This is a genomic window from Streptomyces sp. NPDC058001 (assembly GCF_042886315.1).
Classification (GTDB): Bacteria; Actinomycetota; Actinomycetes; order Streptomycetales; family Streptomycetaceae; genus Streptomyces.
The window spans coordinates 269,224-294,471 of record NZ_JBHVQT010000011.1; the positions used below are offsets into that span (position 1 = coordinate 269,224).

Sequence of the window (25,248 nt, forward strand, 5' to 3'; positions counted from 1 at the left end):
CTGTGGTCAGTTCTCCTCCCCTTCCTTGTCCGCGAGGTTGATCACGCACACCGTCACCGCGATGATCAGTGCCGGGTCCATGTCGTCGCGGGTGACATCCACCCCGTAGGTCTCCCGTACCCGGAGCCACCGACGTGACGCGACCGCCAGGACCTCACCCTCGTACTCGATCACGAACTCGCGGTCGAGGATCTTGCCGCTGACGTCGAGTTCCGTGCCGTCGACCAGGCTCACCCGATAGTGGTTGCGCAGCAGGGAGAGGCGTTTGCGGCGGATGATCGCGAGGGAGGCGCCGTCCCGCTCGATGACCATGGTGTCCCGCAGCGCGAACATTTTTTGGTGGATGTCGATCAGCACCCGCCCCTGCCGGTCCTTCAGCTGGAAGGTGTCCCGCAGGCGCATGGCCTTGCCGTCGACGAGGAAGATCTTGTCCCCGCGCTCGTTCTCGATCCAGGAGTCCTCACCGAAACCGAGCAATCGTTCGCGTACCAGAAATTTCATACCGACAGGGGTTCCCCGGCAGCGGGTCCGAAACGCCGGCGATAGGCCGACGGGCTCAGTCCGGTCTCGCGGCGCAGCCGTGCGCGGAGGTTGGCGGCGGTGCCCAGGCCGCTGCGGCGGGCGACGACGTCGAGGCGTTCCTCACCGCGTTCGATGAGCCGGCAGGCCAGGGCGACCCGCTCACCGATGAGCCAGGCCAGCGGCGTGGTGCCGAGCTGGGCGCGGAAACGGCGGTGCAGCGTGGCGGGGCTGACGGCGGCGCGCGCGGCGAGGTCGGTGACGGTGAGGGGGTCACCGAGCCGTTCCTGCGCCCAGGCGAGGAGCGGCCCGAGGGACTCGTCGGCGATGTCGGGCACCGGCCGCTCCACGAACTGGCGCTGGCCGCCGTCGCGGTGGGCGGCGAAGACAAGGCGCCGGGAGACGGCGTTCGCGATCTCGGCGCCGTGGTCGCGGCGGACCAGATGCAGCCCGAGGTCGAGCGCGGAGGCGCTGCCGGACGCGGTGAGCAGGTCACCATCGTCCACGAACAGGACGTCCGGCTCCAGACGTACCCCGGGGAAACGGGCGCGGAAGGAGTCCGCCCACATCCAGTGGCAGGCGGCCCGGCGCCCGTCGAGCAGCCCGGCCTCGGCGAGCGTGAAGGCACCGCTGCAGAAGCCGACGAGCCGGGCGCCCCGGGCATGGGCGCGGCGGACCGCGTCGAGGACGTCCGGGGTGCGGGGTGTGTCGGTGTCGGGCCGGTTCGGCACGATCAGGGTGTCGGCGGTCTCGGCCGCGTCGAGCCCGGCGACATCGGTGAGCGTGAAGAAGCCGTCGCGCATACGGGTACGGGGCGCTGCCGCGCAGAGCCGGAAGTCGTAGAGGTCCCGGCCCAGTTCGGGCCTGCGCAGTCCGAAGACCTCGATCGCGCAGCTCAGCTCGAAGGGGTTGGAGTTCTCGTCGACGATCACGACGACGCGGTGCGGGCGCGGGCTCCCCGGGTCCGGGTTCGGGTGCCGGTGCTGCGAGGAATCTTGCGGCATATGCGATTTCTAGCACTCGTACGGGGGGTGCGCCACGGCGGACGATGCCGTCATGACCGACGACACGGCACCCACCACCGCACCCATTCCCACGGCACCCACCCCCACGGCACTGTCCGACGCCCTGGCCTCCTTCGACGCTCTCTGGAGCCCCCGTATCGTCACGCGGGTCAACGACTACGACGTGCGCGTGACCAAGGTGGCGGGCGAGCATGTGTGGCACGTGCACGACGACACGGACGAGTTCTTCCTGGTGATCGAGGGTGAGCTGACGATCGCGCTGCGCGAGGCGGCCGGGGAACGCGCGGTCACCCTGCCCCGGGGTTCCGTCTTCACGGTCCCGCGCGGCATCTGGCACAAGCCGTCCGCGTCCGACGGCACCGCGATCCTGCTCCTGGAACCGTCCGGCACCTCCACGGTCGGCGACCACCACGACGAGGTCCCGTCCCATGTGGACGCCACCACCGGGCACGAACTCCGCCGACCGGTGAGGTAGCCGGTGATGGCACCCTTGACCCCATGAACGCTGCCTCTCCCGCTCCCCGCCGTACCCGAGTCCGTGCCCCCGAGCTGATCGGCAAGGGTGGCTGGCTGAACACGGGTGGGAAGGAACTCACCCTCGCGGATTTGCGAGGTAAGTGCGTTGTTGTAGATTTCTGGACCTTCTGCTGCATCAACTGTCTGCATGTCCTGGACGAGCTGCGGGAGCTGGAGGAGGGGCACCGGGACACGGTCGTGATCATCGGGGTGCACTCGCCGAAGTTCGTGCACGAGGCCGAGCACCAGGCCGTCGTGGACGCCGTGGAGCGGTACGGGGTCGAGCATCCCGTACTGGACGATCCCGAGCTGGCGACCTGGAAGCAGTACGCGGTACGGGCCTGGCCGACGCTCGTGGTGATCGACCCCGAGGGGTATGTCGTCGCGCAGCACGCAGGAGAGGGGCACGCGCACGCGCTGGCGAAGCTGGTCGAGGAACTGGAGGCCGAGCACGGCGCGAAGGGCACGCTGCGGCGCGGCGACGGCCCGTATGTGGCGCCGGAGCCCGTCGCGACCGACCTCCGTTTCCCCGGCAAGGCGCTCGCGCTGCCGTCCGGGCGGCTGCTCGTCTCGGACACGACCCGGCACCAGCTCGTGGAGCTGGAGGCGGACGGCGAGACGGTGGTCCGGCGGATCGGGTCCGGGGAGCGCGGGTTCGCGGACGGGCCGGGTGACCGGGCGACCTTCAGCGAGCCGCAGGGTCTTGCGCTGCTTGACGAGGGCGTCGTCGTTGTCGCCGACACCGTGAACCACGCGCTGCGCGCCCTCGACCTGGCGTCCGGCGCCGTGACGACGCTCGCGGGCACCGGACGGCAGTGGTGGCAGGGCTCGCCGACCAGTGGTCCGGCGCGCGAGGTGGACCTGTCGTCGCCGTGGGACGTGGCCGTGTTCGGGGGCCGGGTGTGGATCGCGATGGCGGGCGTCCACCAGTTGTGGACGTACGACCCGGCCGACGCGACGGTGGCCGTCGCGGCGGGCACCACCAACGAGGGTCTGGTCGACGGGCCGGGGGCCGAGGCGTGGTTCGCCCAGCCGTCCGGGCTCGCGGCGACCGCCGACCGGCTCTGGGTGGCCGACTCCGAGACGAGCGCGCTGCGCTGGGTCGACACCGAGGGCGCCGTGCACACGGCGGTCGGTACCGGCCTGTTCGACTTCGGGCACCGCGACGGCGCCGCCGGGCAGGCGCTGCTCCAGCATCCGCTGGGTGTGACGGCGCTGCCGGACGGTTCGGTCGCCGTCAGCGACACGTACAACCACGCGCTGCGCCGCTATGACCCCGCGACCGGTGAGGTCACCACGCTGGCGACCGATCTGCGGGAGCCGTCGGACGCGGTGCTCGTCGGTGGCGGGGGGCTTGCCGGTGGTGGAGGGGCCACCGGTGGCGGAGGGCTTGCCGGTGGTGGGGGGCCCGTCGGCGACGGGGTGCCCGAGATCGTGGTCGTGGAGTCGGGGCGGCACCGGCTGACCCGGCTGCGGCTGCCCGAGGAGGCGGTCCGCGTGGAGTCCGTCGCGCACCGGACCCGGCGGGCGGCCACCGAGGTCGCGCCCGGGAAGCTGCGGCTCGACGTGATCTTCCAGGCACCGGCGGGACAGAAACTCGACACCCGGTACGGCCCGTCGACCCGGCTGCTGGTCTCGGCGACCCCGCCCGAACTGCTCCTCTCCGGCGAGGGCGCCGACACGGACCTCGCCCGCACCCTGGAGCTGAACCCGGAGGTGCCGGAGGGTGTCCTGCATGTCGCGGCGATGGCGGCGTCCTGCGACGACGACCCGGCGAACGAGTACCCGGCGTGCCATGTCCACCAGCAGGACTGGGGCGTCCCGCTCCGCCTCACCCCGAACGGGGCGGACCGGTTGCCGCTGGTTCTGGCGGGGATGGACGAGGCGTAGCCGACGTCAGGTGCCCTAATCTGCACGGATGCCCACCGACCTGACCGACCTGACGCTCCTGCCGCGTGTCGCCTATCGCGGCAAGGAGGTCACCGCGCCCCGGCTCCGTGGTCTTCTCGCGCTGCTCGCGGGCGACCTGCGTACGGGGTGCAGTACCGAGCGGCTGGTGGAAGGGCTGTGGCTGCCGGACGAGTTGCCGGAGCGGCCGGGGAAGGCGGTGCAGGTCCTGGTGTCCAGGGCGCGGGCGCAGTTGGACGCCGACGTCCTCGTCAGCACGCCGACCGGCTACCGGCTCGCACTCGCCGCCGACCAGGTCGACAGCTCCGCGCTGCTGCTGCACGCCGCCGCCGGCGCGGACCGGGCCAGGGCCGGGGACCACGCGGGATCACTGGCGGCGGCGGAGGCCGGGCTCGCGCTGTGGGAGGGCACCCCTGACGGGTCCGGCGACTCCGACGACCCCGTAGCCGCGTTGCGCGCCGAGCGCGCCCCGGTCCACGGCACGCTCGTACGCGCGCGGGCGCTCGCGCTCGCCCGTCTCGGGCGGCACGCGGAGGCGGCCGGGCCGCTGGCCGTGGCCGCCGTGGAGCGTCCGCACGACGAGGAAGTGCTCGCCGAACTGCTGCGCGCCGAGGCGGCGACGGCGGGCCCGTCCGCCGCGCTGACACGGTACGAGGCGTACCGCCGTGAGCTGCGCGATCAGCTCGGAACAGACCCGGGCGCCGGACTCAAGGCCGTACAGCGGGAGTTGCTGAGCGGTGAGTCCCCCGTGGTCAGGCACGGCGTGCCGCACGAGCCGAACCCGCTGCTCGGCCGGGACGGGGACATCGCGGCGGTGGAGCGGCTGCTGCGCGCGTCCCGCGCCGTCACCGTCGTCGGCCCCGGTGGCCTCGGCAAGACCCGGCTCGCGCACGGAGTCAGCCGCCGGGCGGAGCAGCGCGTGGTGTATTTCGTGCCGCTCGCCGGTGTCACGGCGGACGAGGACGTGGCCGCCGAGGTGGCCTCCGCGCTCGGCAAGGGTGAGGGACGGCCCGGCAGCCGCCCGGTCCTGGCGGACCCGGTGTCCGGCATCCTCGGCGCGCTCGGTTCCGGGCCCGCGCTGCTGGTCCTGGACAACTGCGAGCAGGTCGTCCGGGGCGCCGCCGACCTCGTACAGGCCCTGGTCTCGTCCTCGCAGGATCTGCGGGTGCTCGCCACCAGCCGGGCCCCGCTCGGTCTGACGTCGGAGGCGGTGTACGCGCTGCCGGAGCTGGGCCTCGGCACGTCCGTCGAGCTGTTCACCCAGCGGGCCCGTGCCGCCAGGCCCGGTGTGGAGCTGCCGCCGGACGCGGTGGCCGGGCTCTGCCGCCACCTCGACGGGCTGCCGCTCGCCGTGGAGCTGGCGGCGGCGCGGGTACGGGTCCTGTCGGTGCCGGAGATAGCGCGCCGCCTCGGCGACCGGTTCGCGTTGCTGCGCGGCGGGGTGCGGGACGTGCCGGAGCGCCATCGCACGCTGCACGCGGTCGTGGAGTGGAGCTGGAACCTGCTCGCGGAGGACGCCAGGGCCGCGTTGCGCACGCTGTCCGTCTTCCCCGGTGGCTTCTCGGGCGAAGCGGCGGAGCAGGTACTCGGCGAGGAAGCGCTGTTCCTGCTTGAGCAGTTGGCCGGTCAGTCGTTGCTCACCGTCGCCGAGACGCCGGTCGGGGTGCGGTTCCGGATGCTGGAGACGGTACGGGAGTTCAGCGCGGCCCGGTGTGCGGAGGCGGGCGAGGACGAGGCGGCTGTCGGCCGGTTCCTCGACTGGGCGCGGGACTTCGGGGTCGCGCACCACGAGGGGGTCTTCGGCTCGGAACAGTCGGCCGCCTGGGAGCGGATCAGGGCCGAGCAGGACAACCTCGTCCTGGCCCTTCGGTACGCCCTGGCCCGTACCGAAGGCCCCGCCATCGCCGCCCTCACCGCCGCACTCGCCGCTCTGTGGTCCACCGCCTCCAACTTTCCCCGCCTCGCCGCCCTCGCCACGGACACCGGTCCCCCGCTGTCGCACTATCACCCCGGGCCCGAGTACGTCGAAGTCGCCCGCGCCGCGGCGGCGTTGTGCACGGCGACCCTGTTGATGGCCTACGGCGTGCACGCCGTACGCCAACTCGTCACCCTCCGGCGGTTGCCCCCGGCCCCGCCGGACACGCTGCTGCGGGCCACCGCGGTCGTGCTGAGCGCGGTCCCCGAGATGCTGCCTCCCGACTACGGCGTGCTGCGGGGGCTCTGCGACAGCGACCAGCCGCTCGTCGCCGGTATCGCCGAGTGCGTCGCCACCTATGTTTGGGAGTACGAGCAGGAGACCGACCGCGCGCTCGACTCGTCCCGCCGGATGATCGCCGCGCTGGCTCCGGTCGACAACCCGTCCATGCAGCTCACGGGGCATGCCCGGCTGAGCGACCTGTGCTTGCGGTCGGGGCGGGGCGGGGAAGCGTACGAGCATCTCAAGGCGGCGCTCGACGTGCTGCCTCGGCTCGGCGACGGGCACGACTATCTCGGTATCCGCGCGGCTCTCGTCCTCGCCTGCCTCCAGCGCGGCGACCCCGACGAGGCCGAGTACTGGCTGCGGCAGGCGGAGAGCGACACCACCCCGCAGCACGACACCTTCTACCGGCCCGAACTCGGCGGGCGCGCCGAGATCGCGCTCACCCGGGGGCTGACGGAGGTCGGGCTCGGCCTGTGGCGCAGCGTCGCGGAGCAACTGCCCGAGGTCGAATCGCCGCACAGCAGCGACCCTTGGCTGGACCCGTGGGCACTTCAGGTCCAGTCGGCGGCGGTGACGGCGCACGCGCACGCCGGGCGTCTCGAACTGGTCGCGGAGCCGGTCGAGCGGTTGGGGCGGGCGCTGCGAACGCTGCTCAGCGATCCGTCGCGCTCGCCTATGGAGTTGCCGGTGTTCGGGACGGTGTTGCATGCGCTGGGGATGGCGGGGTTGGCGTCTGGGGACGGGGGTGTGGGTGCGGGTGCCGTTTCCGTTTCCGGTGCCGCCTCCGTCTCCGTGCGGATGATCGCGCTGGCCGAACGGCTCGGGGTGCTACGGGAGTTCCAGCCGACGATGTCGGCGGCGCGTGCCCGGCAGGCGGTCGAGAACGCCGATGGGGCGGCGTACGCCGACGCGGTGTCGGAGTACGCCGCCCTGCGGCGGGACGAGTTGCGGGACGCGGCCCGCGTGCTCATGTCGGTTACTTCGGGCCGCGGTTGAACAGCGCCGTCGACCAGCGGTAGCCGAGCGCGGTGAGGGCGACGCACCAGGCGAGCGCGAGCCATCCGTTGTTGCCGATCTCAGTGCCGAGGAGCAGTCCGCGCAGGGTCTCGATGGCCGGGGTGAACGGCTGGTAGTCGGCGATCGGCTGGAACCAGCCCGGCATCGTCTCGGCCGGGATGAAGGCGCTGGAGATGAGGGGCAGGAGGACCAGCGGCATCGCCATGTTGCTGGCCGCCTCGGCGTTCGGGCTGGACATGCCCATCCCGACCGCGATCCAGGTGAGCGCGAGGGCGAACAGCGTGAGCAGTCCGAACGCGGCCAGCCACTCCAGGGCGGTGGCGTCCGTGGACCGGAAACCGATGGCCACGGCGATGGCACCGACGAGGACCACGCTGGCGATCGACTGGAGCACGCTGCCGACGACGTGACCGATGATCACGGAGCCGCGGTGGATCGCCATCGTACGGAAGCGGGCGATGAGGCCCTCGGCCATATCGGTGGAGACGGACACGGCGGCGCCGACCACGGTGCCGCCGATGGTCATCATCAGGATGCCCGGGACGATGTAGGCGATGTAGTCGGAGCGGTCGGCGCCGCCACCGCCGATGCCGGCGCTCATCACGTCGCCGAAGATGTAGACGAAGAGCAGCAGCAGAACGATGGGCGTGAGCAGCAGGTTCAGGGTGAGGGACGGGTAGCGGCGCGCGTGCAGCAGGTTGCGGCGCAGCATCGTGTGCGAGTCGCGGACGGCGAGGGAAAAGGCGCTCATCGGACGTTCTCCTTGGACTGGTTGGGGACGGTGGTGGCGGTGAGGGCGAAGAACACGTCGTCGAGGTCGGGGGTGTGCACGGTGAGTTCGTCGGCCTCGATGCCGACGGTGTCCAGCCAGTCGAGGATGGAGCGCAGCTCGCGCTGGCTGCCGTCGCTGGGGATTTGGAGTGACAGTGCCTCGTCGTCCCGGGTGACTTCACGCAGCGCGACGGCGGCGGACTGGTAGGCGCCCGGATCGGAGAAGCGGAGCCGCACGTGCCCGCCCGGGACGAGCCGCTTCAGCTCGCCGGCGCTGCCTTCGGCGGCGATCTTCCCGTCGTTGAGTACGGCGATGTGGTCGGCGAGTTCGTCGGCCTCGTCGAGGTACTGGGTGGTGAGGAAGACGGTGACGCCGCCGGAGACGAGTTCGCGGATGATGCCCCACATGTTGTGGCGGCTGCGCGGGTCGAGTCCGGTGGTCGGCTCGTCGAGGAAGATGATCCGGGGGTCGCCGACCAGCGTCATGGCGATGTCGAGGCGGCGCTTCATGCCGCCGGAGTAGGTGGAGGCGGGCTTCTTCGCGGCGTCAACGAGGTCGAGCCGCTCCAGGAGTTCGGCGGCGGTGCGCCGCCCCTCCCGCTGGGACAGGTGGTGCAGATCCGCCATGAGAAGCATGTTCTCCTCACCGGTGATCAGATCATCGACGGCGGAGAACTGCCCGGTGACCCCGATAGCGCCCCGCACGGCCTGCGGGGCGCCGCTCAGGTCGTGCCCCGCGACCTGGGCCTGCCCGCCGTCGGCGGTGACGAGGGTGGAGAGGATCTTCACGGCGGTGGTCTTACCGGCACCGTTCGGCCCGAGCAGAGAGAAGACGGTGCCGGTAGGCACGGCCAGGTCGATCCCGTCGAGGACGGTCTTGTCGCCGTAGGACTTGCGTAGCCCTGTGGCTGAGATGGCGAGTGGGTGCGGGGTTGTTGTCGTCATGGGAGGAGAGTGCGGGAGGGCGCATTCAGCGCGGTTTCAAGGCGGTTTCAGGTCCCTGGAACCGAGAGGTGGCACCCGGCGGTCGTCAGCCGGTCCCGGCAAGTTCAAGCAGGTCGGACACGCCTTGCGCCCCGGTGTACGCCTTGAACTCGGGTAGGAGGGCCCGTGCGAGGGTGGTGCATCGAGTACGACGAGTGAGGCCGCTGATGGACTGGAAACCGCATGCCGAACGGCTCGCGGCCGAGGTTGCTCCGCCCGTCTCGCGGTGGCGGGACGCCGTCGCCTCCACTCCCCGGCACGTCTTTGTGCCCCGGTGGTGGGAGAGGGCGGGAGGTGGCACCGGCACGTGGACACTGCGCGACGGGCCGACGGACGAGTCGGCATGGCTGGGCGCGGCCTACTCGGACACGTCTTTGGTGACCCGGGTCGGTCCGTCGCACGCCGACGACGCGCGCCCCGACGACGAGCCGCACGGAGTGCCCACGTCGTCGGGCACCATGCCCGGCTTGGTGGTGCGGATGCTGCGGCACGGGCAGTTGTACGACGGGGCGGACCTCGGCCTGATCGGCACGGGCACCGGAGCCAGTACCGCCCTCGCGGCGCGGCGCCTCGGGGACAAGCACGTCATGGCCATGGACGTGGACCCGTACCTCAATGAGGCCGCGGCGGCGCGGCTCGCCGCGCTCGGACTGTCCCCCCAGGTCATCACCTGCGACGCGACGGGCCCGCTCCCGGGGGACTTCGACCGCATCGTGTCCATGGTGGCGCTGCGCAACCTCGCCACGGTGCTGGCCGCGCTCCGCCCCGGCGGACGGCTGGTGACGACCCTCGCCCGCATGAACGTGATCGTCACTGCCGACAAAGACACGGACGGCGGCGCCCGCGGGGTGGTCGAGTGGGACCGTGCCGGGTTCATGAGCACCCGCACCGGGGCGGACTACCCGCCCGGGGCGGGCGAGTTGTTCGCGGCCGTACGGGACCGCGCAGGCGACGCCGTGACGGAGGGCCGCTATCCGGTGCTCAACGTGGCGGAGGCGTGGGACGTACGCGCCATGCTCGAACTCGCCGCGCCCGGGATCGAGACCTTCTACGAGGAGCGCGGCGAGCAGCGCACGGCGTGGCTGGTGCATACCGACGGGTCATGGGCGCGCGCCTCGGCGACGTGGATCGATGCGCCCACGGTCCACCAGGGCGGCCCTCGGCGCTTGTGGACGGCTCTGGAACGCATCCGGCACCGGCTCAACGCCGAGGGCGGACTACCGATTTACGGCAGTCGCGTGACCATCACACCAGACGGCGTATGCCACTTCACCCGCGGCAAATGGTCGGCCACCTACGGCTGACCGCACCCTGGTCGCTACGTTGCCTCACGTGCCGTCGAAACGTACGGCGCTCCCCAGTGCGAGGTCGCGCCAGCCGAGATACATGTCCAGGTCCGGGTCCTGAATCAGTTCCCGGTTGATCTGTGTCCCGTCGGGGCGGTAGTTGAGGTGGACGACGGTCGTTTCGTCGAAGAGCCAGAAGTCCTGTTCGGGCAGCCCGGGAATCGGCCGGTCGGTCACGTCGACCAGCTCGTAGTCCTCACCGGCCGCGACGTTCCCCGGGATGCACCACTCGAAGAGATAGCGGCTGTACGGGGAAAGAGGCCGACGCACGATCTTTGCGCGGGTCATCGTCCGCCCGGAATCCCGATTCCGCCGAACGGTCCGATGCCACTCGGCATTGAAGCCCTCCGGCATGGCGGCCCTGGCCAGAAAGTCCCGTACCGTCTCAGCCTCCGCCGGCATGGTGTACGTCTGGTGGACCTCCAGCCGGAACGCGGAGCGAGTGAAGTCCCGGAAATACGCCTGCCATTCGTCACCGTCGAGTAGTACGGGACTCACCGGACCAGAGTCATCCACGGACACGGGTCGCCTCCTTCAGGATCTTCATGGGGACCAGCACGAGCGACTCACCGTTTCCGCAGTGGTCGGCCTCGCCGGTGCGGCAGCACGCTACGGAGGGTTATACCCCGTTCACAAGCGCGGCCCCGGTCCAGTCAAGGTGGTGGCTGTCTCAACCCTGGCTCTTGGACCGTCGCGTCTGCTCCCCAGTCCCACAGGGCTTGGAGGACGGGGCCGAGTCGCCGGCCCTGGTCGGTGAGGGCGTAGCGCACTCGTGGTGGCCAGCCCGCGCGGCGGTCACGGTGGACTACGTCGGCCTCGGCGAGGTGGGCCAGTCGGTCGGACAGCACCTTGTCCGACAGTGCGGGCAGGGCCGCGCGCAGTTCGCTGTACGAGCGGTCACCGCGCAGCAGTTCGCGTATCACCAGTGTCGTCCAGCGGCCGTGCAGGGCTGCCAGCGTGATCTCCACCGGGCAGGCGGGAGTGGGCGCCGTGACGGACGTGTGCGGGTCGTCGGGCAGTCCGGGCCGGTGACCAACCGTTCGGTGAGCCACGAGGTCGCCTCCTAACGTGGGGGACACGTCGATTGTCCCGGCCCGAAAGGACATCTGTCGATCATGCGAGAACTGGCCGATCGGCCCGAAGAAGTACCGGCGGTGTTCGCCGAGCGGTTCAACAGCGGTGACGCCATCGCCCTGGCAGAGGTCTACGAGGACACGGCGGTGCTGGTCGCGGCGGTGGGAACTCCCCTGACCGGTCCGGACGTTCATACCGCGAACAGCCGCCTGCAGCAGCTCGGAGTCCCCATCGCGGTCCACCCACGACACGTCTATCGCAACGTCGACCTGGCACTGCTGATAGTGGACTGGGCCATCGAAGGCACCGGTCGCGACGGCGAGACCGTACATGTCGAGGGCACGGCCACCGATGTCGCGCGGCGGGGCTCGGACGGCCGCTGGCGGTACGTCATCGACAACCCTTTCGGCCCGCGTTCCCGGTAGCGGCCCGCCAGAGTGCGGTTTCCAGAGGTGGCAGATTCGAGGTCCCGATCTCGGCCACCACCTCGCGATGCCGTCGAGGGCGATATCTAGGACAAGAGGGGACCTATATCGCACCTACCGTCGCTGTCGGCAGCCGCCATCAGCGAGAGGACCGCGATGCCCGAGCAGACCAACGCCGCGCCGGAGGGCTACACCACCGTTGCGCCCTGGGTTGTCACTGATGACACGGGGGCCTTCCTCGACTTCGTCACCCAGGCGTTCGGGGGCGAGGAACTCGGGCGGGTGTCGACCGAGGACGGCTTGATCGGTCATGCCGAGATCCGAGTCGGTGACACCATCGTGTTGGCCTTCGACCGACGCGCGGAGTGGCCCACCATGCCGAGCCTGCTGCGTGTGTTCGTCGCCGACGCGGACAAGGCGTTCTCCCAAGCCGTCGCCGCCGGCGGTCGTGTCGTCACCGCTGTGGCGGACGACGCCTTCGGGCAGCGCGGAGGGCGTATCAAGGACCCTTTCGGCAATATCTGGTGGGTGGTCAGCCGCGTTGAGGAGGTCTCCGAGAGCGAGATGTGGCAGCGGCTTCAGGACCCCGTATACGCCGAGGCCATGCGCGTGGCTCAGGAAACGCTCGACGCCGAACTCAGCGGTCGCCACCACGGACGCAGCAGCGCACCCGTCAGGACAACCGGCTGACCCATGACGTCGGGGTGGCACCGTTCTTGAGTGCCGTGACGGCGCGGTGCACGCCAGCCGCCTCCGCCGACTCTCCCGCGCGGAGAGTCGGAAGGAGGCCGCGTCGCCTTGGTGTCAGATGTCGGACCGGCGGGCGAGGCCCAGCAGTCCGGACCAGCCGGCGGGGGTCACCATCAGGACCGGTCCGCCAGGGATCTTGCTGTCGCGGACCGGGACCTCGCCGTGGGCTGCCGCGTACGACGGTGACCACTCGACGCACTGTCCCTGCGAGGCGTCGCTGTACGAGGACTTGAGCCAGCCCGTGACCGGGTGGCCGAGGTCTGCGGACGTGTTCATGGGCGTGCCTCCTCGTGGCGGTGTCTCACATGCCAGGGTTCAGGCCCCGGCGCCTTCGGCGCTCACAGCCGAAACGAACGCCGTCCATGCCGAGTGCCCGAAGACCAGGGCCGGGCCCTGGGGGTCCTTGGAGTCGCGGACGGGGACGACAGCGGTGAGTCCTTCCCCGACTTCGAGGCAGTCGCCACCGTTGGTGCTGCTGTAGCTGCTCTTGCGCCACGCGACAGGCAGCTTGCTTGCGCTGATCATTTGTCCAGCTCCCTCAAGTATCTGCCGATCAACTCGGCTGACGCGCCGGGCGATAGGGCTACCGCCCTGAGCAAATCATAGACGCGTTCCCCTTCCGCCACCTCGCTGTGATCGAGGGCTGTTCGCCCTTGCGAGAAGCCGTCCACGTGGAGAACATCAGGGCCTTCGTCGAACCCCAGCACCATGAACGGGCCTGCCAGTCCAGGGTGGGCGGGAGCCGTCCGAGGGACGACCTGAATCACGATGCGAGGGTCTTGGCCTGCCTTCAGCAGGCGTTCGAACTGGAGGCGCATCACCGCCGCACCCCCAATGTGCCGGAGTAGCACGTATTCATCGATGATGAACCAGCTCCGGGGCGGCGTCTGCCGCTCGAAGAGTTCCTGCCGAGTCATGCGGGCAGCAATCAGGTCTTCGAGGTTGTCCGGCCGGACCTCCGAGAGCATGGCCCGCGCGTAGCCCTCGGTCTGCAACAGACCAGGGATGACCTGGGTCTGGAACGACCGGATCGACGTCGCCTGCTTCTCCAACTCCACGATGCGCAGGAACCACGACGGATACGCGTACCGGATGACCAGCGGATATAAGCGCTGGAAATGCCCGTCCGTACCGAACGCGACGTCCAGGTCCCGTGCCAGATCCTCCGACGGAACCCTCTTGGCGGCCTCGATCTTCGACAGCATCGACTGTGTGGTGTGAGCCTTCTGGGCCGCTTCCTCCTGGGTCAGGCCGAGTTTGGTCCGGATACGCCGAAGTTCCGAGCCGAAGAAGGCCAGGAGTGACGACGTGGGATCGGGCGCGGAGTCAGCTTCGACGGTCATGTTCAACCTCCAACACCATGACAATGGGCCAGTCATGACGGTCCGTCATGACCACATCTCTGTCATGCCGTTCTACCTGGCCATACGTGATTCCGCAGCGCAATCCTGAAATCACCCACCGTAATGACCGCCCGAGTAGGGCGGCGGCCGGAGACAAGCGGAGCACCTATGACGGACAGAGCCATGACACCTGTCGACCGGATGGCCGGCCAGGACCTCGCGCTTGGTGACGCGTCGGCTTCGGGGACGAGACCGGGCTTCTGGTGCGAGCGGATCACCTATCGGTCGCTCGCCGTCGACTCCGTCACGTCCATGGCGACGTACGCCACCACGAACCCGGCCCAGGCCATCCGCAGGATCCGTGTCGAGGTAAGGGTGTTGGCGTCATCTCTCCCGCCACGCGAGATGGCACGGGCCTTCGCGTGGGCGAACGAGCGCGGTTGCCTGGGGGCGCTGGCGGCGCTGCACCGGGGTGAGCCGTGCGGACTCTCCCTCAACCGCGCGGACGCGTGGGTCGAGTGGACGGTCCGACCAGTGCGCTTCCTGTCCGTGTGCCCCACCGGCGGTCTCGCGGCATGCCTGATCCCGACCGCCACAGGGCGTGGTCCCTCGACCTCAGGGAGCCGACGCACGTGAACGGTCGTGTTCCGCGCTTGATTTCGGCTCTGTGCCGACTCGTTCTCCCCGCCACCGGGAAGCGCCGCCGCCCTCAATCCGCCCCGCATCCGCCCGGCGCCACCACCCCCCACACCCCCCGCCGGTTACCCGCGCACAAGAGCCCGTACGCCGAGGAAGCCGGTCGTCCCTTCATTGATCGGCTGCCTCTCGTCCGGCCCTACCTCGACGCCGCGCCACGACCCCGTCTCACCCCGGAGCAGCGGGCTCAGGCGCATCGCCGGTGGGAACTGGACATGGCCGTCAGGGGGTTGGACGCCGGGCCCCCGGTGATCCACGGAATCCACCTCACCCCCGGCGGGGACCCGCCCCGGCTCCAGGCCGCCGTATGACCGGACCCGGACCCGGACTCGGACCCGGACACAGAGCCGCACCCGCGACCATCCCCGTCTGCACCGTGTGCGGGCAGCCCACCGAAGCCGCCGTACGGATCCGGGACGAGGTCGTCAGCCCCACCGGCGACTGCGAGTGTGTCTACGCCTGCCCCATCCACGTCATAGACGCCCCGATCGGCCCCGTCGCCGACGAAATGCACCCCACCGAACTCCGGCCCAAGATGCCCGAATGGTGGCCGGGCGCCGCGTAAGCGACCAGCAGGAGAGAGAACGCCATGCCCGAATGCCCCGCGAGGATCCGAGTGACGGATGACCTACGCGCCGGAATCCTCGCCCAACTGCCGCCGGACACCTTCTTCTTCGACTGGCTGGTCTGTGATTTCGACCAGCACGCGAACGGAGATCACCACGCCTACGTGGACGAGGTGGACGAGACCGAGGGCACACCCCCACGGGCCGTATGGATCGCGTGGACCCAGGAAGCCGAGGGGACCGAGGAAGGCGCGCCTCAGGCCCGCGTCAGCGTTCTGGAGATCTGCCCCTCCCAGAGCCCCTCCGGCGAAACCGCCTGCTGGCTGCCCAACGACCACCGCACCGGCCACTCCTGGGAGCGGTACGAATAGCGAAGGGCCCCGCCCGGAATTCGCCAGTTCCGGACGGGGCCCCGTAACGCCAGGGGTTACAGACCACCCTCCGACATCCCGTGAACCGCCGGGATCGTGCCCAGTCGGCCCTTCTGGAAGTCCTCGAACGCCTGCTGGAGTTCTGCCTTCGTGTTCATGACGAAGGGGCCGTAGTGCGCCATCGGCTCGCGCAGGGGGCTGCCGCCCAGGAGGACGACCTCCAGGTCGGGGGTGTGTCCGTCCTGCTTCTCGTCGGCGCGCACCGTCAGCGACGACCCCGTACCGAACACGGCGGTCTGGCCCATGTGGATCGGGCGCCGGTCCGAACCCACGGTGCCGCGCCCCGCGAGCACGTACGCGAGTCCGTTGAAGTCCTCGCGCCACGGCAGCGTGACCTCGGCGCCGGGGCGGACGGTCGCGTGGACCATCGTGATCGGCGTGTGCGTGATGCCGGGACCCTCGTGGCCGTCCAGCTCGCCGGCGATGACCCGCAGCAGCGCGCCGCCGTCCGCCGTCGACAGCAACTGGACCTGGCCGCCCCGGATGTCCTGGTAGCGCGGGTCCTTCATCTTGTCCTTGGCCGGGAGGTTCACCCAGAGCTGGAGGCCGTGGAACAGGCCGCCGGACGCCACCAGTTCCTCCGGCGGCTCCTCGATGTGCAGCAGCCCGGAGCCCGCCGTCATCCACTGCGTGTCACCGTTGGTGATGGTGCCGCCACCGCCGTTGGAGTCCTGGTGGATGAAGGTGCCGTCGATGATGTAGGTGACCGTTTCGAAGCCGCGGTGCGGGTGCCACGGGGTGCCCTTCGGCTCGCCCGGCGCGTACTCCACCTCGCCCATCTGGTCCATCATGATGAACGGGTCCAGGTACTTGTAGTTGATCCCGGCGAACGCTCGGCGCACCGGGAAGCCCTCTCCCTCGAAACCGCTCGGCGCGTCGACCACGGCGAGCACGGGGCGCGATACGGCATCGGTCGAAGCCGTCACCCGGGGCAGGGTCAGCGGGTTCTCGACGGTCACAGCTGGCATGTCGGTACCTCCTCAGTGCGTGGTCCGAGTTTAGTTGAACGTAGAACTTCTTGCCACCCACAACACGGCCCGTCCCTCGGACATTCCCCGGGCATGGCGTCGGGTGAGGCTTCGGGCGAGGCGTCGGGCAGGACATTCGGCAAGGCGCTGCCTGGTACCGGGCCGCATAGGCCACATCGTCCCTGGTAGCTCCCCCTCCCCGCCGCCACCGTGAAGACATGGCCGCGAAGGAACAGAACGAATGGAGCAGCACCATGAGGACCGACGTCACCTTCTCCAGCGACGGCATCAAGCTCGCCGGACACCTCTACACCCCGGAGGCCCCGGACACCCCGGACACCGAGGCGGCGGGCCACGGCCCGCTCCCGGCGATCGTCGTCGGCCACCCCGGCGGCGGTGTCAAGGAACAGGCCGCCGGACTGTACGCGCGCCTCCTCGCCGAGCAGGGCTTCGTCACCCTCGCCTTCGACGCCGCGTACCAGGGCGAGAGCGGGGGCGAGCCGCGCGGCCTGGAGGACCCCGCCCACCGGGTCGAGGACTTCAAGGCCGCCGTCTCCTACCTCACCACCCGCGAGGAGGTCGACCCCGACCGCATCGGCGTACTCGGCGTCTGCGCCGCCGGCGGCTACGCCCTCACCGCCGCCTCGTCCGACCACCGGATCAAGGCCGTCGGCGGCGTCTCCGCCTTCGACATCGCCCGCCAGTTCCGCCTCGGCGCGGACGGCACCCAGGACCCCGCTGTCTTCCAGGGCATGCTGGACGCCGCCGGTGCGGCGCGTACCGCCGAGGCCGGTGACAAGGGCGACCAGTCCTTCACGCTCTTCCCCGACACGATCGAGGAGGCCCGCGCGGCGGGCGGTCGGCACGGCGCCGAGGGCTTCGAGTACTACCGCACCGACCGCGCCCAGCACCCCCGCTCGGCGCAGACCTTCACCTGGTCCAGCGTCGACCGCATGGCAGGCTACGACGCCCTCCGCTCCGTCGACCTCATCGCACCGCGCCCGCTGCTCCTGGTCGTGGGCCGCGAGGCGGTCACCTCCTGGCTGAGCGTCGCGGCGTTCCAGAAGGCCGGCGGCCCGAAGCGGCTGCACTGGATCGAGGGCGCGAGCCATGTCGACCTGTACGACAAGGAGGAGTACGTCGGACCCGCCGTCACCGAGCTGACCGGCTTCTTCCGGAACGGGTTGGCGGAGCAGAAGTAGAGGCAGCGCAGGGTTCGCCGCCGAGGTCGCCGAGGCCGCCGTCACGCAGGCCGTGAGCGTGCTGCGCGCCGCCCTGGGTACCGCCTGACCACGCGACCGGGCACACGACCGGGCACACGATCGAGCACGTCACCGCGTCCCACGGGGAACGGTCAGCCGTACATACGGCGCATCGCGAAGTCGACCATCTGCTCGACCGCCTTCGCGTCGAAGACCATCCGGTGGTCGCCCTCCATGTCGAGGACGAAGCCGTACCCCGTGGGCAGCAGGTCGATGACCTCGGCGCCGGTGATCACGAAGTACTTGGACTCCTTGCCGGCGTACCGGCGCAGCTCCTTGAGCGAGGTGAACATCGGGATCACCGGCTGCTGGGTGTTGTGCAGCGCGAGGAATCCCGGGTTGTCGCCGCGCGGGCAGTAGACCTTCGAGGTGGCGAAGATCTGCTGGAAGTCCTCGGCGGCCATGGACCCCGTGGTGAAGGCCCGCACGGCGTCCGCGAGGGAGGGCGGGGACGGCTCGGGATAGAGCGGCTGCTGCTGCCCGTACCCACCGGGCATCTGCTGCTGCTGGGGCGGGGGCTGCGGCTGCGCGTACTGCTGCCCAGGGGCGGTGCCGCCTGCGTGCTGGTCGTAGCCGTACATGCGCGCAAGAGTACCGAGCCGGGCGGGGTCCCGTTGATAGACCCTGCTCACACTTGGGCGGTCTGGGGTTGCGTCTTATTACCGACGGGTAGCATCATCAGCGTAGCTACTTGCTGGTATCGAGGACGCCTGTTCCCCGAGCTATTTACGGAGTCGTCGCCATGGGGCACTACAAGTCGAATCTCCGCGACATCGAGTTCAACCTCTTCGAGGTGCTCGGGCGCGACAAGTTGTACGGCACCGGTCCGTTCGCGGAGATGGACGTCGAGACCGCCAGGGCCATCCTGTCGGAGCTGACCCGCCTCGCGGAGAACGAGCTGGCGGAGTCCTTCGCGGACGCGGACCGCACGCCGCCCGTCTTCGACCCGGAGACGAACACGGCGCCGGTGCCCGACACCTTCAAGAAGTCGTACCGCGCCTTCATGGACTCCGAGTACTGGCGGCTGGGTCTGCCCGAGGAGATCGGCGGCACCACGGCCCCGCCGTCCCTGATCTGGTCGTACGCGGAGCTGATCCTCGGGGCGAACCCGGCGATCTGGATGTACTGCTCGGGCCCCGCTTTCGCCCGCATCCTCTTCGAGGAGGGCAATGAGGTCCAGCAGAAGATCGCCTCGATAGCGGTCGAGAAGACCTGGGGCTCCACCATGGTCCTCACCGAGCCCGACGCGGGCTCCGACGTGGGCGCCGGGCGCACCAGGGCGGTCCCGCAGGAGGACGGCTCCTGGCACATCGAGGGCGTGAAGCGGTTCATCACCTCGGGTGAGCACGACATGGAGGAGAACATCCTTCATTACGTGCTCGCGCGGCCGGAAGGAGCCGGTCCGGGCACCAAGGGGCTGTCCCTCTTCCTCGTACCGAAGTTCCTCTTCGACTTCGAGACCGGCGAGCTGGGCGACCGCAACGGTGTGTACGCGACGAACGTCGAGCACAAGATGGGCCTCAAGGCGTCCAACACCTGCGAGCTGACCTTCGGTGACCGTCACCCCGCCAAGGGCTGGCTGATCGGCGACCGGCACGACGGCATCCGGCAGATGTTCCGGATCATCGAGTTCGCCCGCATGATGGTCGGCACGAAGGCGATCTCCACACTCTCGACGGGGTACCTCAACGCCCTGGAGTACGCCAAGGAGCGCGTCCAGGGGCCCGACCTCGCGCAGTTCATGGACAAGACCGCGCCCAAGGTCACCATCACGCACCACCCGGACGTGCGCCGCTCCCTGATGACACAGAAGGCGTACGCGGAGGGCATGCGCGCCCTCGTCCTGCACACCGCGTCGGTCCAGGACACGATCGCCGCGAAGGAGGCGGCGGGTGAGGACGCCGCGCAGGAGCACGCGCTGAACGATCTGCTGCTGCCCATCGTCAAGGGGTACGGCTCCGAGCGGGCGTACGAGCAGCTCGCGCAGTCGCTCCAGATCCTCGGCGGCTCGGGATATCTCCAGGAGTACCCGATCGAGCAGTACATCCGGGACGCCAAGATCGACACCCTGTACGAGGGCACCACCGCGATCCAGGGGCAGGACTACTTCTTCCGGAAGATCGTCCGGAACCAGGGTGCCGCGCTGAACTCACTGGCCGAGGAGATCAAGAAGTTCCTCGCCGTCGGTACCGGGGGCGAGGAGCTGGCCGGGGCACGGGAGTCGCTCGCGCAGGCCGCCGGTGACCTGGAGGCGATCGTCGGGGTCATGCTGACGGATCTCGCGGCGACCGAGCAGGATGTCAAGTCCATCTACAAGGTGGGGCTCAACACGACTCGGTTGCTGATGGCTTCCGGTGATGTGGTCGTCGGGTACCTGCTGCTTCGGGGGGCGGCGGTGGCTGTTGAGAAGCTGCCGGGCGCTTCCGTGAAGGACCAGGCTTTTTACAGCGGCAAGATCGCCGCGGCCAAGTTTTTTGCCGGGAATGTGTTGCCGGATGTTTCGGTGCAGCGGGGGTTGGCGGAGCGGGTGGGTCTTGAGCTGATGGAACTGGACGAGTCAGCGTTCTGACCTGCGGTCGGCTGATCGGGGTTGGTGCGGTTCGTTTTTGGGTGCCGGTCGGGTGTGGCTGGGTGCGCAGTTCCCCGCGGTGTGACCTGCGGTCGGCTGATCGGGGTGGTGCGGCTTGTTTTCGGGTGCGGGTCGGGTGTGGCTGGTCGCGCAGTTCCCCGCGCCCCTGACGGGGGCGCTTTGGCTTGGGGTGCGTCATCGTGCTGTGGTGAGTTTCCAGTGGTGGTTGTCCGGGGTGGTGAAGTGGGCTGTGTAGGTGCCCTGGGGGGTTTCCGTTGGTGGGGTGGTGATGTGGGCGCCGGCTGAGGTCGCGGTGGCTACGAGGTTGTCGATCTCGGTGCGGGACGTGGCGGTGTGGGTGAGGACCAGGGCGGAGAAGCCGTCGCCCTGGTCGTCGACGCCGGCGTCCTTGGCGAGGGCCTTGTGGGGGAGCAGGCCCAGTCGGCACACGCCGTCGGCGATGGTGAAGTCGATGAACTTGTCGCCGTAGTCACGGTCGACGCGCATGCCCAGCGCCTCGTAGAAGACCTTGGACGCCTTCGGCTCGGCGACGCCCAGGAAGACGGCGGTCTCGGTCGGCTTGGGAGGGTCCGGGACGGGATCCTTGTCCTTCTTCGTGGCGGCGGCCAGCTTCCAGACGGCACCGTCCGGCGCCCGGTAGACGGCGGCGAACTCGCCGAAGAACTCCTTCTTCGCCGGCTTGACCACCGTCGCGCCATGTTCGGCGGCGGCGTCGAGGAGGGCCTTGACCTCGGCGGGTCGGGTGACGATGGAGGACAGGACGTAGCCCCGGAAGCCCGAGGTCGCCGGGGTCGTGGCGGAGTCGGTGGCGAGTGCTTCGATCTGGCGGAGGTCGAGCTGTCCGGTGCCGTGCAGGTCGAGCCCGGCCGTGTGGCCGTCGTCCGTGCCGGTGGCCTCGGCGGAGAACGTGGACGCGTAGAAGGCACGTGCCGCCGCCACCTGCGGCACACCGATCGTGATGATGTCGAGAGTGAGCGCCATCGGTGGCTCCTCAGGTGAGCTGGTTGATACGGATGAGGTTGCCGGCGGGGTCGCGGAAGGCGCAGTCGCGGACTCCGTAGTCCTGGTCGATGGGTTCCTGGACCACATCGGCACCCCCGGCCTGGACCTTCTCGAAGAGCCCGTCGAGGTCGTCGGTGGCCAGGGTGATGCCGGTGTACGCGCCCTTGGTGATGAGTTCCAGGATGGTGCGGCGCTCGTCCTCGGTGATGCCCGGATCGGCGGCCGGCGGGTGCAGCACGATGGAGGTGCCGGGCTGGCCTGCCGGTCCCACGGTGATCCAGCGCATGTCCTCGTAGCCGACGTCGTTGCGCACCTCGAAGCCCAGGATGTCCCGGTAGAAACCCAGCGCGGCCTCGGCGTCGGTGTGCGGGAGGAAGGTGTAGTGAATCGTGATGTCCATGGGCATCACGCTAAGCGGAGCTACCGGACGCGGGCTTCTTGATTCCTGACCGGTCTGGTCACCTGCTTCGCCAGACACGGCGGAATCCCGGCCCCGGCCTGGGAGTGGTCGCGCCGGTAGACACTCGGCGGTACGCCGACCAACTCGGTGAACCTCGTGCTGAACGTGCCCAGCGACGAGGAGCCCACCGCGAAGCAGACCTCGGTGACGGTGAGGTCTCCTCGGCGCAGCAGCGTCATCGCCCGTTCGATCCGCCGGGTCATCAGATACGCGTACGGAGACTCACCGTAGACACGGCGGAACTCGCGGCTCAGGTGCCCGACCGACATGTGCGCCCCACGGGCCAGGGCCTCAAGGTTCAGCGGCTTGGCGTACTCACGGTCGATCCGGTCACGGACACGGCGTATCACGGCGATGTCGCGCAAACGCTGCGCCTCCGCACGGTCCAGGCCCATACGCGCCATCGTCGCACGTCGCATCGGTCACGAATCGAGAAGCGCCGGGCCCGCGGGCGCGCTTAGCGTCGGGAGCACTCCACACCGATACACGGATACGCCGATCACGACCGGGAGGGTGACAGCGATGAGCACGGACGGCTTCTCCGAGGAAGAGCGCGCCGCCATCAAGGAGCGCGCCGCGGAACTGAGGAAGGAGGCGAGCCGTGGTCGCGGCAACAAGGCCGCCGCCGAAGAACTCGACGTGCTGTCGAAGATCGCGGACATGGAGGCACCGGACCGCGCGGTGGCCGAGCGCATCCACGTCATCGTCACCACCAACGCCCCTGAGCTGTCGCCCAAGCTGTGGTACGGGCAGCCGGCCTATGCCAGGAAGGGCAAGGTCGTGTGCTTCTTCCGCAGCGGGCACGTCGACAAGGAGCGCTACTCCACCTTCGGCTTCACCCCCGCGGCCAACCTCGACGCCCCGACCGGCCTGTGGCCCACGTCCTACGCGGTGACAGAACTGACGAACAAGGCAGAGGAGACGATCACGACCTTGGTCAAGGCAGCCGTGGCCTGACGTCGCGGTCCCGGATGACGGCGCTCCGCCAGGATGGCGGATGGCGGATGGCGAATGGCGGATGGCGGATGGCGACGGTGCCGGTCGCCGCGCGGCCCGGGGGTTCGGGGCGTCTGCCATGGTCTTTCTCCGGCGCGGCGGTGCTTCGCCGCGATGGTGGGTGTCGGCGGTGCCGTCGCCGCGCGACCCGGGGTCCAGGGCGCAGCCCTGGTTCTTCTTCCGTCGCGGTGGTCCGCCACGATGCCGGATGTCGGCGGTGCCGGTCGCCGCGCGGCCCGGGGCTCCGGGGCGTCAGCCCTGGTCTTTCTCCGCCGCAGCGGTGCTTCGCCACGATGGCGGATGTCGGCGGTGCCGTCGCCGCGCAGCCCCGGGTCCAGGGCGCAGCCCTGGTTCTACTGCCTCGGTCGCGCGGCAGCGCAGCTGGCTTGACGGCGGTCGTAGCTAAGCTAAAAGCCATGCGAACATCCCCCCGCTTCGATCGCGCCCATACCGACGACCTGATGACCTTTCTGGCGGCGAGTCCGTCGCCGTACCACGCCGTGGCGAGTGCTGCCGAGCGGCTGGAGAAGGTCGGGTTCCGACAGGTCGCCGAGACCGACGCGTGGGACGCCGCGGCAGGCGGAAAGTACGTGCTGCGCGGCGGCGCGATCATCGCGTGGTACGTGCCCGAGGGCGCCGACCCGCACACCGGGTTCCGGATCGCCGGCGCGCATACGGATTCGCCGAATCTGCGGGTCAAGCCGCTGCCCGACATGGGCGACCACGGCTGGCGGCAGATCGCCGTCGAGATCTACGGCGGCCCCCTGCTCAACTCCTGGCTCGACCGCGATCTGGGCCTCGCGGGACGGCTCACCCTGCGGGACGGGACGACCCGTCTGGTGAACGTGGACCGGCCGCTGCTGCGCGTACCGCAGCTCGCGATCCATCTCGACCGCAGTGTCCACACCGAGGGGCTGAAGCTCGACCAGCAGCGGCACGCGCAGCCCGTCTGGGGTCTCGGCGAGGCCCGTCAGGGCGATCTGATCCGGTTCCTGGAGGAGGAGTTCGACCTCGGCGTCGGCGAGGTGGCCGGCTGGGACCTGATGGCCCACTCGATCGAGCCGCCCGCGTATCTGGGCCGTGACCAGGAACTGCTCGCCGGTCCCCGGATGGACAACCTGCTGTCCGTGCACGCCGCCACGGCCGCGCTCGCCGCCGTGTCCGCCACCGAGGACCTCCCGTACATTCCGGTGCTCGCGGCCTTCGACCACGAGGAGACCGGGTCGCAGTCGGACACCGGCGCGGACGGTCCGCTGCTCGGCTCGGTCCTGGAGCGGTCGGTGTTCGCGCGCGGCGGTTCCTTGGAGGACCGCGCCCGCGCCCTCGCCGGTACGGTCTGTCTCTCCTCGGACACCGGGCACGCCGTGCACCCCAACTACGCGGAGCGCCACGACCCGACGCACCACCCGCGCGCGGGCGGCGGCCCCATCCTCAAGGTGAACGTCAACAACCGCTACGCCACGGACGGTTCGGGCCGTGCGATGTTCGCCGCCGCCTGTGAGAAGGCCGGGGTGCCGTACCAGTCCTTCGTGTCGAACAACGCGATGCCCTGCGGCACGACGATCGGTCCGATCACGGCGGCCCGGCACGGCATCAAGACGGTCGACATCGGCGTACCGATCCTGTCGATGCACAGCGCCCGCGAACTCTGCGCGGCGGACGACCCGCACATGCTGGCCAACACCTTGACGGCCTTTCTGGAGGGCTGACCCGGGCCCGTGACCCGCAGCCCCGGCGCCGGTATCACTCCGGGTTACTCCGGCCAGTCGGAGTTCTTGATGACCTCCACGAAGTCGCCGGGTACGAATCCGGGGACGAAGTGGGCCAGGACGTCCGCCTTGACGTTGCCGAAGGTCGTGTCGGGGCGGTCCTTGATGCCCTCCGTGAACGCGGCGAGGATCCGGTTCTTGAAGTCCGGGCGCGGGTGGGCCAGTACGACGGCCGCGCGCTCCTCGTCGGAGACGGCGTGGTAGCCGAGGCCCAGGACGTCCAGTTCCACACCGCGGGTGACCAGGGCCACCTCGGGCGCCATGTGCAGGGGGATCTCCGGCGTGGTGTGCAGGGCGATGGCCGTCCAGACCCGGTCGGCCGGCTCGCCGGTCACACCGTGCGCGTGCAGGAAGCGGCGGGCCTCGTCCGCGCCGTCGATCTCGAAACGCTGGTCGGTACGGCGGAAGCGCTCGGTCAGGCCCAGGTCGTGGAACATCGCCCCCACGTAGAGCAGCTCGGGATCGAACTTCAGGCCCTGCTCCTGGCCGCGCAGCGACCCGAACAGGTACACCCGGCGGGAGTGGTCGTACAGCAGTGGCGCGGCGACGTCCCGTACCAGCTCGGTCGCCTCCCGTGCCAGTGTGCTGTCCGGGATCTCCACCCCCGCGATCGATTCACCCATGATGACC

General features: G+C 69.9%; 28 protein-coding genes. 13 read left to right on the forward strand and 15 right to left on the reverse strand.

What is annotated here, in order from left to right; all coding sequences use genetic code 11:
• Window positions 1-6: 6 nt before the first annotated feature.
• Both ACFVT5_RS27905 and ACFVT5_RS27910 read right to left on the reverse strand, forming a co-directional pair.
• Window positions 7-501 (reverse strand): LURP-one-related/scramblase family protein, encoded by a 495-nt coding sequence (locus ACFVT5_RS27905; RefSeq protein ID WP_389893640.1) that lies wholly within the window; start codon window positions 499-501, stop codon window positions 7-9.
• Entirely contained in the window at window positions 498-1,523 is a 1,026-nt protein-coding gene (locus tag ACFVT5_RS27910) for a GlxA family transcriptional regulator (protein ID WP_389893642.1), read from the reverse strand. The genes ACFVT5_RS27905 and ACFVT5_RS27910 overlap by 4 nt, the downstream gene beginning before the upstream one ends.
• Window positions 1,524-1,575: 52 nt before the next feature.
• Here ACFVT5_RS27910 and ACFVT5_RS27915 point away from each other — a divergent pair, with 52 nt between their 5' ends.
• From ACFVT5_RS27915 to ACFVT5_RS27925, 3 genes are read left to right on the forward strand one after another with little or no spacing between them, the layout of a single operon-like run.
• Window positions 1,576-2,019: a cupin domain-containing protein gene (locus ACFVT5_RS27915; RefSeq protein ID WP_389893644.1), complete on the forward strand. Its 444-nt coding sequence runs from the start codon at window positions 1,576-1,578 to the stop codon at window positions 2,017-2,019.
• 23 nt (window positions 2,020-2,042) lie between these two features.
• The gene (locus ACFVT5_RS27920; protein ID WP_389893646.1) at window positions 2,043-3,950 is read left to right on the forward strand and encodes an NHL domain-containing thioredoxin family protein; all 1,908 of its coding nucleotides are present in this window, start codon (window positions 2,043-2,045) and stop codon (window positions 3,948-3,950) included.
• Window positions 3,951-3,978: 28 nt separating this feature from the next.
• On the forward strand, window positions 3,979-7,164 hold the full coding sequence (locus ACFVT5_RS27925; RefSeq protein WP_389893648.1) for a BTAD domain-containing putative transcriptional regulator: 3,186 nt from the start codon (window positions 3,979-3,981) through the stop codon (window positions 7,162-7,164).
• Here ACFVT5_RS27925 and ACFVT5_RS27930 read toward each other — a convergent pair.
• Both ACFVT5_RS27930 and ACFVT5_RS27935 read right to left on the reverse strand, forming a co-directional pair.
• A complete protein-coding gene (locus ACFVT5_RS27930; protein WP_389893650.1) occupies window positions 7,145-7,936 on the reverse strand; it encodes an ABC transporter permease in 792 nt (263 codons plus the stop codon). The genes ACFVT5_RS27925 and ACFVT5_RS27930 overlap by 20 nt on opposite strands.
• Entirely contained in the window at window positions 7,933-8,901 is a 969-nt protein-coding gene (locus ACFVT5_RS27935) for an ATP-binding cassette domain-containing protein (RefSeq protein WP_389893652.1), read from the reverse strand. The genes ACFVT5_RS27930 and ACFVT5_RS27935 overlap by 4 nt, the downstream gene beginning before the upstream one ends.
• Window positions 8,902-9,107: 206 nt before the next feature.
• Between ACFVT5_RS27935 and ACFVT5_RS27940 the strand changes: the two genes are divergently transcribed.
• Window positions 9,108-10,244, forward strand: a complete 1,137-nt coding sequence (locus tag ACFVT5_RS27940; RefSeq protein WP_389893654.1) for a methyltransferase domain-containing protein — start codon at window positions 9,108-9,110, stop codon at window positions 10,242-10,244.
• 24 nt (window positions 10,245-10,268) lie between these two features.
• On the opposite strand, the gene ACFVT5_RS27945 is transcribed toward ACFVT5_RS27940, so the two are convergent.
• Together ACFVT5_RS27945 and ACFVT5_RS27950 are read right to left on the reverse strand one after the other, a co-directional pair.
• A complete protein-coding gene (locus tag ACFVT5_RS27945) occupies window positions 10,269-10,784 on the reverse strand; it encodes a DUF6879 family protein (protein WP_389893656.1) in 516 nt (171 codons plus the stop codon).
• A gap of 155 nt (window positions 10,785-10,939) precedes the next feature.
• On the reverse strand, window positions 10,940-11,338 hold the full coding sequence (locus tag ACFVT5_RS27950) for a winged helix-turn-helix transcriptional regulator (RefSeq protein WP_389893658.1): 399 nt from the start codon (window positions 11,336-11,338) through the stop codon (window positions 10,940-10,942).
• Between the two features lie 63 nt (window positions 11,339-11,401).
• On the opposite strand from ACFVT5_RS27950, the gene ACFVT5_RS27955 reads away from it, so the two are divergent.
• Both ACFVT5_RS27955 and ACFVT5_RS27960 read left to right on the forward strand, forming a co-directional pair.
• Window positions 11,402-11,785, forward strand: a complete 384-nt coding sequence (locus ACFVT5_RS27955; protein ID WP_389893660.1) for a YybH family protein — start codon at window positions 11,402-11,404, stop codon at window positions 11,783-11,785.
• Between the two features lie 156 nt (window positions 11,786-11,941).
• Complete coding sequence (locus ACFVT5_RS27960; RefSeq protein ID WP_389893662.1) at window positions 11,942-12,475, forward strand: VOC family protein; 534 nt, start codon at window positions 11,942-11,944, stop codon at window positions 12,473-12,475.
• Between the two features lie 114 nt (window positions 12,476-12,589).
• Here ACFVT5_RS27960 and ACFVT5_RS27965 read toward each other — a convergent pair whose 3' ends face one another.
• From ACFVT5_RS27965 to ACFVT5_RS27975, 3 genes are read right to left on the reverse strand one after another with little or no spacing between them, the layout of a single operon-like run.
• On the reverse strand, window positions 12,590-12,811 hold the full coding sequence (locus ACFVT5_RS27965; protein WP_389893664.1) for a DUF397 domain-containing protein: 222 nt from the start codon (window positions 12,809-12,811) through the stop codon (window positions 12,590-12,592).
• 39 nt (window positions 12,812-12,850) lie between these two features.
• Window positions 12,851-13,060 carry a DUF397 domain-containing protein gene (locus ACFVT5_RS27970; protein ID WP_389893666.1) on the reverse strand — a complete coding sequence of 70 codons (210 nt, stop codon included), beginning with the start codon at window positions 13,058-13,060 and terminating at the stop codon, window positions 12,851-12,853.
• On the reverse strand, window positions 13,057-13,878 hold the full coding sequence (locus tag ACFVT5_RS27975; RefSeq protein WP_389893668.1) for a Scr1 family TA system antitoxin-like transcriptional regulator: 822 nt from the start codon (window positions 13,876-13,878) through the stop codon (window positions 13,057-13,059). The genes ACFVT5_RS27970 and ACFVT5_RS27975 overlap by 4 nt, the downstream gene beginning before the upstream one ends.
• Before the next feature lie 183 nt (window positions 13,879-14,061).
• Between ACFVT5_RS27975 and ACFVT5_RS27980 the strand changes: the two genes are divergently transcribed.
• From ACFVT5_RS27980 to ACFVT5_RS27990, 3 genes are all read left to right on the forward strand, one after another.
• Window positions 14,062-14,514 carry a hypothetical protein gene (locus tag ACFVT5_RS27980; protein ID WP_389893670.1) on the forward strand — a complete coding sequence of 151 codons (453 nt, stop codon included), beginning with the start codon at window positions 14,062-14,064 and terminating at the stop codon, window positions 14,512-14,514.
• A 367-nt stretch (window positions 14,515-14,881) separates the two neighbouring features.
• The gene (locus ACFVT5_RS27985) at window positions 14,882-15,139 is read left to right on the forward strand and encodes a hypothetical protein (protein WP_389893672.1); all 258 of its coding nucleotides are present in this window, start codon (window positions 14,882-14,884) and stop codon (window positions 15,137-15,139) included.
• A gap of 51 nt (window positions 15,140-15,190) precedes the next feature.
• A complete protein-coding gene (locus ACFVT5_RS27990) occupies window positions 15,191-15,511 on the forward strand; it encodes a hypothetical protein (protein WP_389893674.1) in 321 nt (106 codons plus the stop codon).
• A 56-nt stretch (window positions 15,512-15,567) separates the two neighbouring features.
• On the opposite strand, the gene ACFVT5_RS27995 is transcribed toward ACFVT5_RS27990, so the two are convergent.
• Window positions 15,568-16,539 carry a pirin family protein gene (locus ACFVT5_RS27995; protein ID WP_389893676.1) on the reverse strand — a complete coding sequence of 324 codons (972 nt, stop codon included), beginning with the start codon at window positions 16,537-16,539 and terminating at the stop codon, window positions 15,568-15,570.
• Between the two features lie 218 nt (window positions 16,540-16,757).
• Here ACFVT5_RS27995 and ACFVT5_RS28000 point away from each other — a divergent pair, with 218 nt between their 5' ends.
• Window positions 16,758-17,741, forward strand: coding sequence for an alpha/beta hydrolase (locus ACFVT5_RS28000; protein WP_389893678.1), 984 nt, complete (start codon window positions 16,758-16,760; stop codon window positions 17,739-17,741).
• A 152-nt stretch (window positions 17,742-17,893) separates the two neighbouring features.
• Here ACFVT5_RS28000 and ACFVT5_RS28005 read toward each other — a convergent pair whose 3' ends face one another.
• Window positions 17,894-18,382 carry an SseB family protein gene (locus ACFVT5_RS28005; RefSeq protein ID WP_389893680.1) on the reverse strand — a complete coding sequence of 163 codons (489 nt, stop codon included), beginning with the start codon at window positions 18,380-18,382 and terminating at the stop codon, window positions 17,894-17,896.
• Between the two features lie 161 nt (window positions 18,383-18,543).
• Here ACFVT5_RS28005 and ACFVT5_RS28010 point away from each other — a divergent pair, with 161 nt between their 5' ends.
• On the forward strand, window positions 18,544-20,370 hold the full coding sequence (locus ACFVT5_RS28010) for an acyl-CoA dehydrogenase (protein WP_389893682.1): 1,827 nt from the start codon (window positions 18,544-18,546) through the stop codon (window positions 20,368-20,370).
• 195 nt (window positions 20,371-20,565) lie between these two features.
• Here the strand turns inward: ACFVT5_RS28010 and ACFVT5_RS28015 are convergent, their stop codons facing one another.
• Genes ACFVT5_RS28015 through ACFVT5_RS28025 form a run of 3 tightly spaced genes read right to left on the reverse strand, consistent with a single transcriptional unit; the run spans window position 20,566 to window position 22,248 of the window.
• A complete protein-coding gene (locus ACFVT5_RS28015; RefSeq protein ID WP_389893684.1) occupies window positions 20,566-21,372 on the reverse strand; it encodes a VOC family protein in 807 nt (268 codons plus the stop codon).
• Between the two features lie 10 nt (window positions 21,373-21,382).
• Complete coding sequence (locus tag ACFVT5_RS28020; protein WP_389893686.1) at window positions 21,383-21,793, reverse strand: VOC family protein; 411 nt, start codon at window positions 21,791-21,793, stop codon at window positions 21,383-21,385.
• Window positions 21,794-21,813: 20 nt separating this feature from the next.
• Complete coding sequence (locus tag ACFVT5_RS28025; RefSeq protein ID WP_389893688.1) at window positions 21,814-22,248, reverse strand: helix-turn-helix transcriptional regulator; 435 nt, start codon at window positions 22,246-22,248, stop codon at window positions 21,814-21,816.
• Between the two features lie 127 nt (window positions 22,249-22,375).
• Between ACFVT5_RS28025 and ACFVT5_RS28030 the strand changes: the two genes are divergently transcribed.
• Both ACFVT5_RS28030 and ACFVT5_RS28035 read left to right on the forward strand, forming a co-directional pair.
• Window positions 22,376-22,810, forward strand: coding sequence for a DUF1801 domain-containing protein (locus tag ACFVT5_RS28030; RefSeq protein WP_389893690.1), 435 nt, complete (start codon window positions 22,376-22,378; stop codon window positions 22,808-22,810).
• 455 nt (window positions 22,811-23,265) lie between these two features.
• Window positions 23,266-24,558 carry a M18 family aminopeptidase gene (locus tag ACFVT5_RS28035; protein WP_389893692.1) on the forward strand — a complete coding sequence of 431 codons (1,293 nt, stop codon included), beginning with the start codon at window positions 23,266-23,268 and terminating at the stop codon, window positions 24,556-24,558.
• Between the two features lie 44 nt (window positions 24,559-24,602).
• On the opposite strand, the gene ACFVT5_RS28040 is transcribed toward ACFVT5_RS28035, so the two are convergent.
• Window positions 24,603-25,241: an HD domain-containing protein gene (locus tag ACFVT5_RS28040; RefSeq protein WP_389893694.1), complete on the reverse strand. Its 639-nt coding sequence runs from the start codon at window positions 25,239-25,241 to the stop codon at window positions 24,603-24,605.
• Between the last annotated feature and the right edge of the window lie 7 nt (window positions 25,242-25,248).

Bases quoted from the DNA above. Each gene is read 5' to 3' on its own strand.
- ACFVT5_RS27905 (WP_389893640.1), bottom strand. From the start codon at position 501: ATGAAATTTCTGGTACGCGAACGATTGCTCGGTTTCGGTGAGGACTCC.
- ACFVT5_RS27910 (WP_389893642.1), bottom strand. From the start codon at position 1,523: ATGCCGCAAGATTCCTCGCAGCACCGGCACCCGAACCCGGACCCGGGG.
- ACFVT5_RS27915 (WP_389893644.1), top strand. From the start codon at position 1,576: ATGACCGACGACACGGCACCCACCACCGCACCCATTCCCACGGCACCC.
- ACFVT5_RS27920 (WP_389893646.1), top strand. From the start codon at position 2,043: ATGAACGCTGCCTCTCCCGCTCCCCGCCGTACCCGAGTCCGTGCCCCC.
- ACFVT5_RS27925 (WP_389893648.1), top strand. From the start codon at position 3,979: ATGCCCACCGACCTGACCGACCTGACGCTCCTGCCGCGTGTCGCCTAT.
- ACFVT5_RS27930 (WP_389893650.1), bottom strand. From the start codon at position 7,936: ATGAGCGCCTTTTCCCTCGCCGTCCGCGACTCGCACACGATGCTGCGC.
- ACFVT5_RS27935 (WP_389893652.1), bottom strand. From the start codon at position 8,901: ATGACGACAACAACCCCGCACCCACTCGCCATCTCAGCCACAGGGCTA.
- ACFVT5_RS27940 (WP_389893654.1), top strand. From the start codon at position 9,108: ATGGACTGGAAACCGCATGCCGAACGGCTCGCGGCCGAGGTTGCTCCG.
- ACFVT5_RS27955 (WP_389893660.1), top strand. From the start codon at position 11,402: ATGCGAGAACTGGCCGATCGGCCCGAAGAAGTACCGGCGGTGTTCGCC.
- ACFVT5_RS27960 (WP_389893662.1), top strand. From the start codon at position 11,942: ATGCCCGAGCAGACCAACGCCGCGCCGGAGGGCTACACCACCGTTGCG.
- ACFVT5_RS27965 (WP_389893664.1), bottom strand. From the start codon at position 12,811: ATGAACACGTCCGCAGACCTCGGCCACCCGGTCACGGGCTGGCTCAAG.
- ACFVT5_RS27970 (WP_389893666.1), bottom strand. From the start codon at position 13,060: ATGATCAGCGCAAGCAAGCTGCCTGTCGCGTGGCGCAAGAGCAGCTAC.
- ACFVT5_RS27975 (WP_389893668.1), bottom strand. From the start codon at position 13,878: ATGACCGTCGAAGCTGACTCCGCGCCCGATCCCACGTCGTCACTCCTG.
- ACFVT5_RS27980 (WP_389893670.1), top strand. From the start codon at position 14,062: ATGACACCTGTCGACCGGATGGCCGGCCAGGACCTCGCGCTTGGTGAC.
- ACFVT5_RS27985 (WP_389893672.1), top strand. From the start codon at position 14,882: ATGACCGGACCCGGACCCGGACTCGGACCCGGACACAGAGCCGCACCC.
- ACFVT5_RS27995 (WP_389893676.1), bottom strand. From the start codon at position 16,539: ATGCCAGCTGTGACCGTCGAGAACCCGCTGACCCTGCCCCGGGTGACG.
- ACFVT5_RS28000 (WP_389893678.1), top strand. From the start codon at position 16,758: ATGGCCGCGAAGGAACAGAACGAATGGAGCAGCACCATGAGGACCGAC.
- ACFVT5_RS28005 (WP_389893680.1), bottom strand. From the start codon at position 18,382: ATGTACGGCTACGACCAGCACGCAGGCGGCACCGCCCCTGGGCAGCAG.
- ACFVT5_RS28010 (WP_389893682.1), top strand. From the start codon at position 18,544: ATGGGGCACTACAAGTCGAATCTCCGCGACATCGAGTTCAACCTCTTC.
- ACFVT5_RS28015 (WP_389893684.1), bottom strand. From the start codon at position 21,372: ATGGCGCTCACTCTCGACATCATCACGATCGGTGTGCCGCAGGTGGCG.
- ACFVT5_RS28020 (WP_389893686.1), bottom strand. From the start codon at position 21,793: ATGGACATCACGATTCACTACACCTTCCTCCCGCACACCGACGCCGAG.
- ACFVT5_RS28025 (WP_389893688.1), bottom strand. From the start codon at position 22,248: ATGGGCCTGGACCGTGCGGAGGCGCAGCGTTTGCGCGACATCGCCGTG.
- ACFVT5_RS28030 (WP_389893690.1), top strand. From the start codon at position 22,376: ATGAGCACGGACGGCTTCTCCGAGGAAGAGCGCGCCGCCATCAAGGAG.
- ACFVT5_RS28035 (WP_389893692.1), top strand. From the start codon at position 23,266: ATGCGAACATCCCCCCGCTTCGATCGCGCCCATACCGACGACCTGATG.
- ACFVT5_RS28040 (WP_389893694.1), bottom strand. From the start codon at position 25,241: ATGGGTGAATCGATCGCGGGGGTGGAGATCCCGGACAGCACACTGGCA.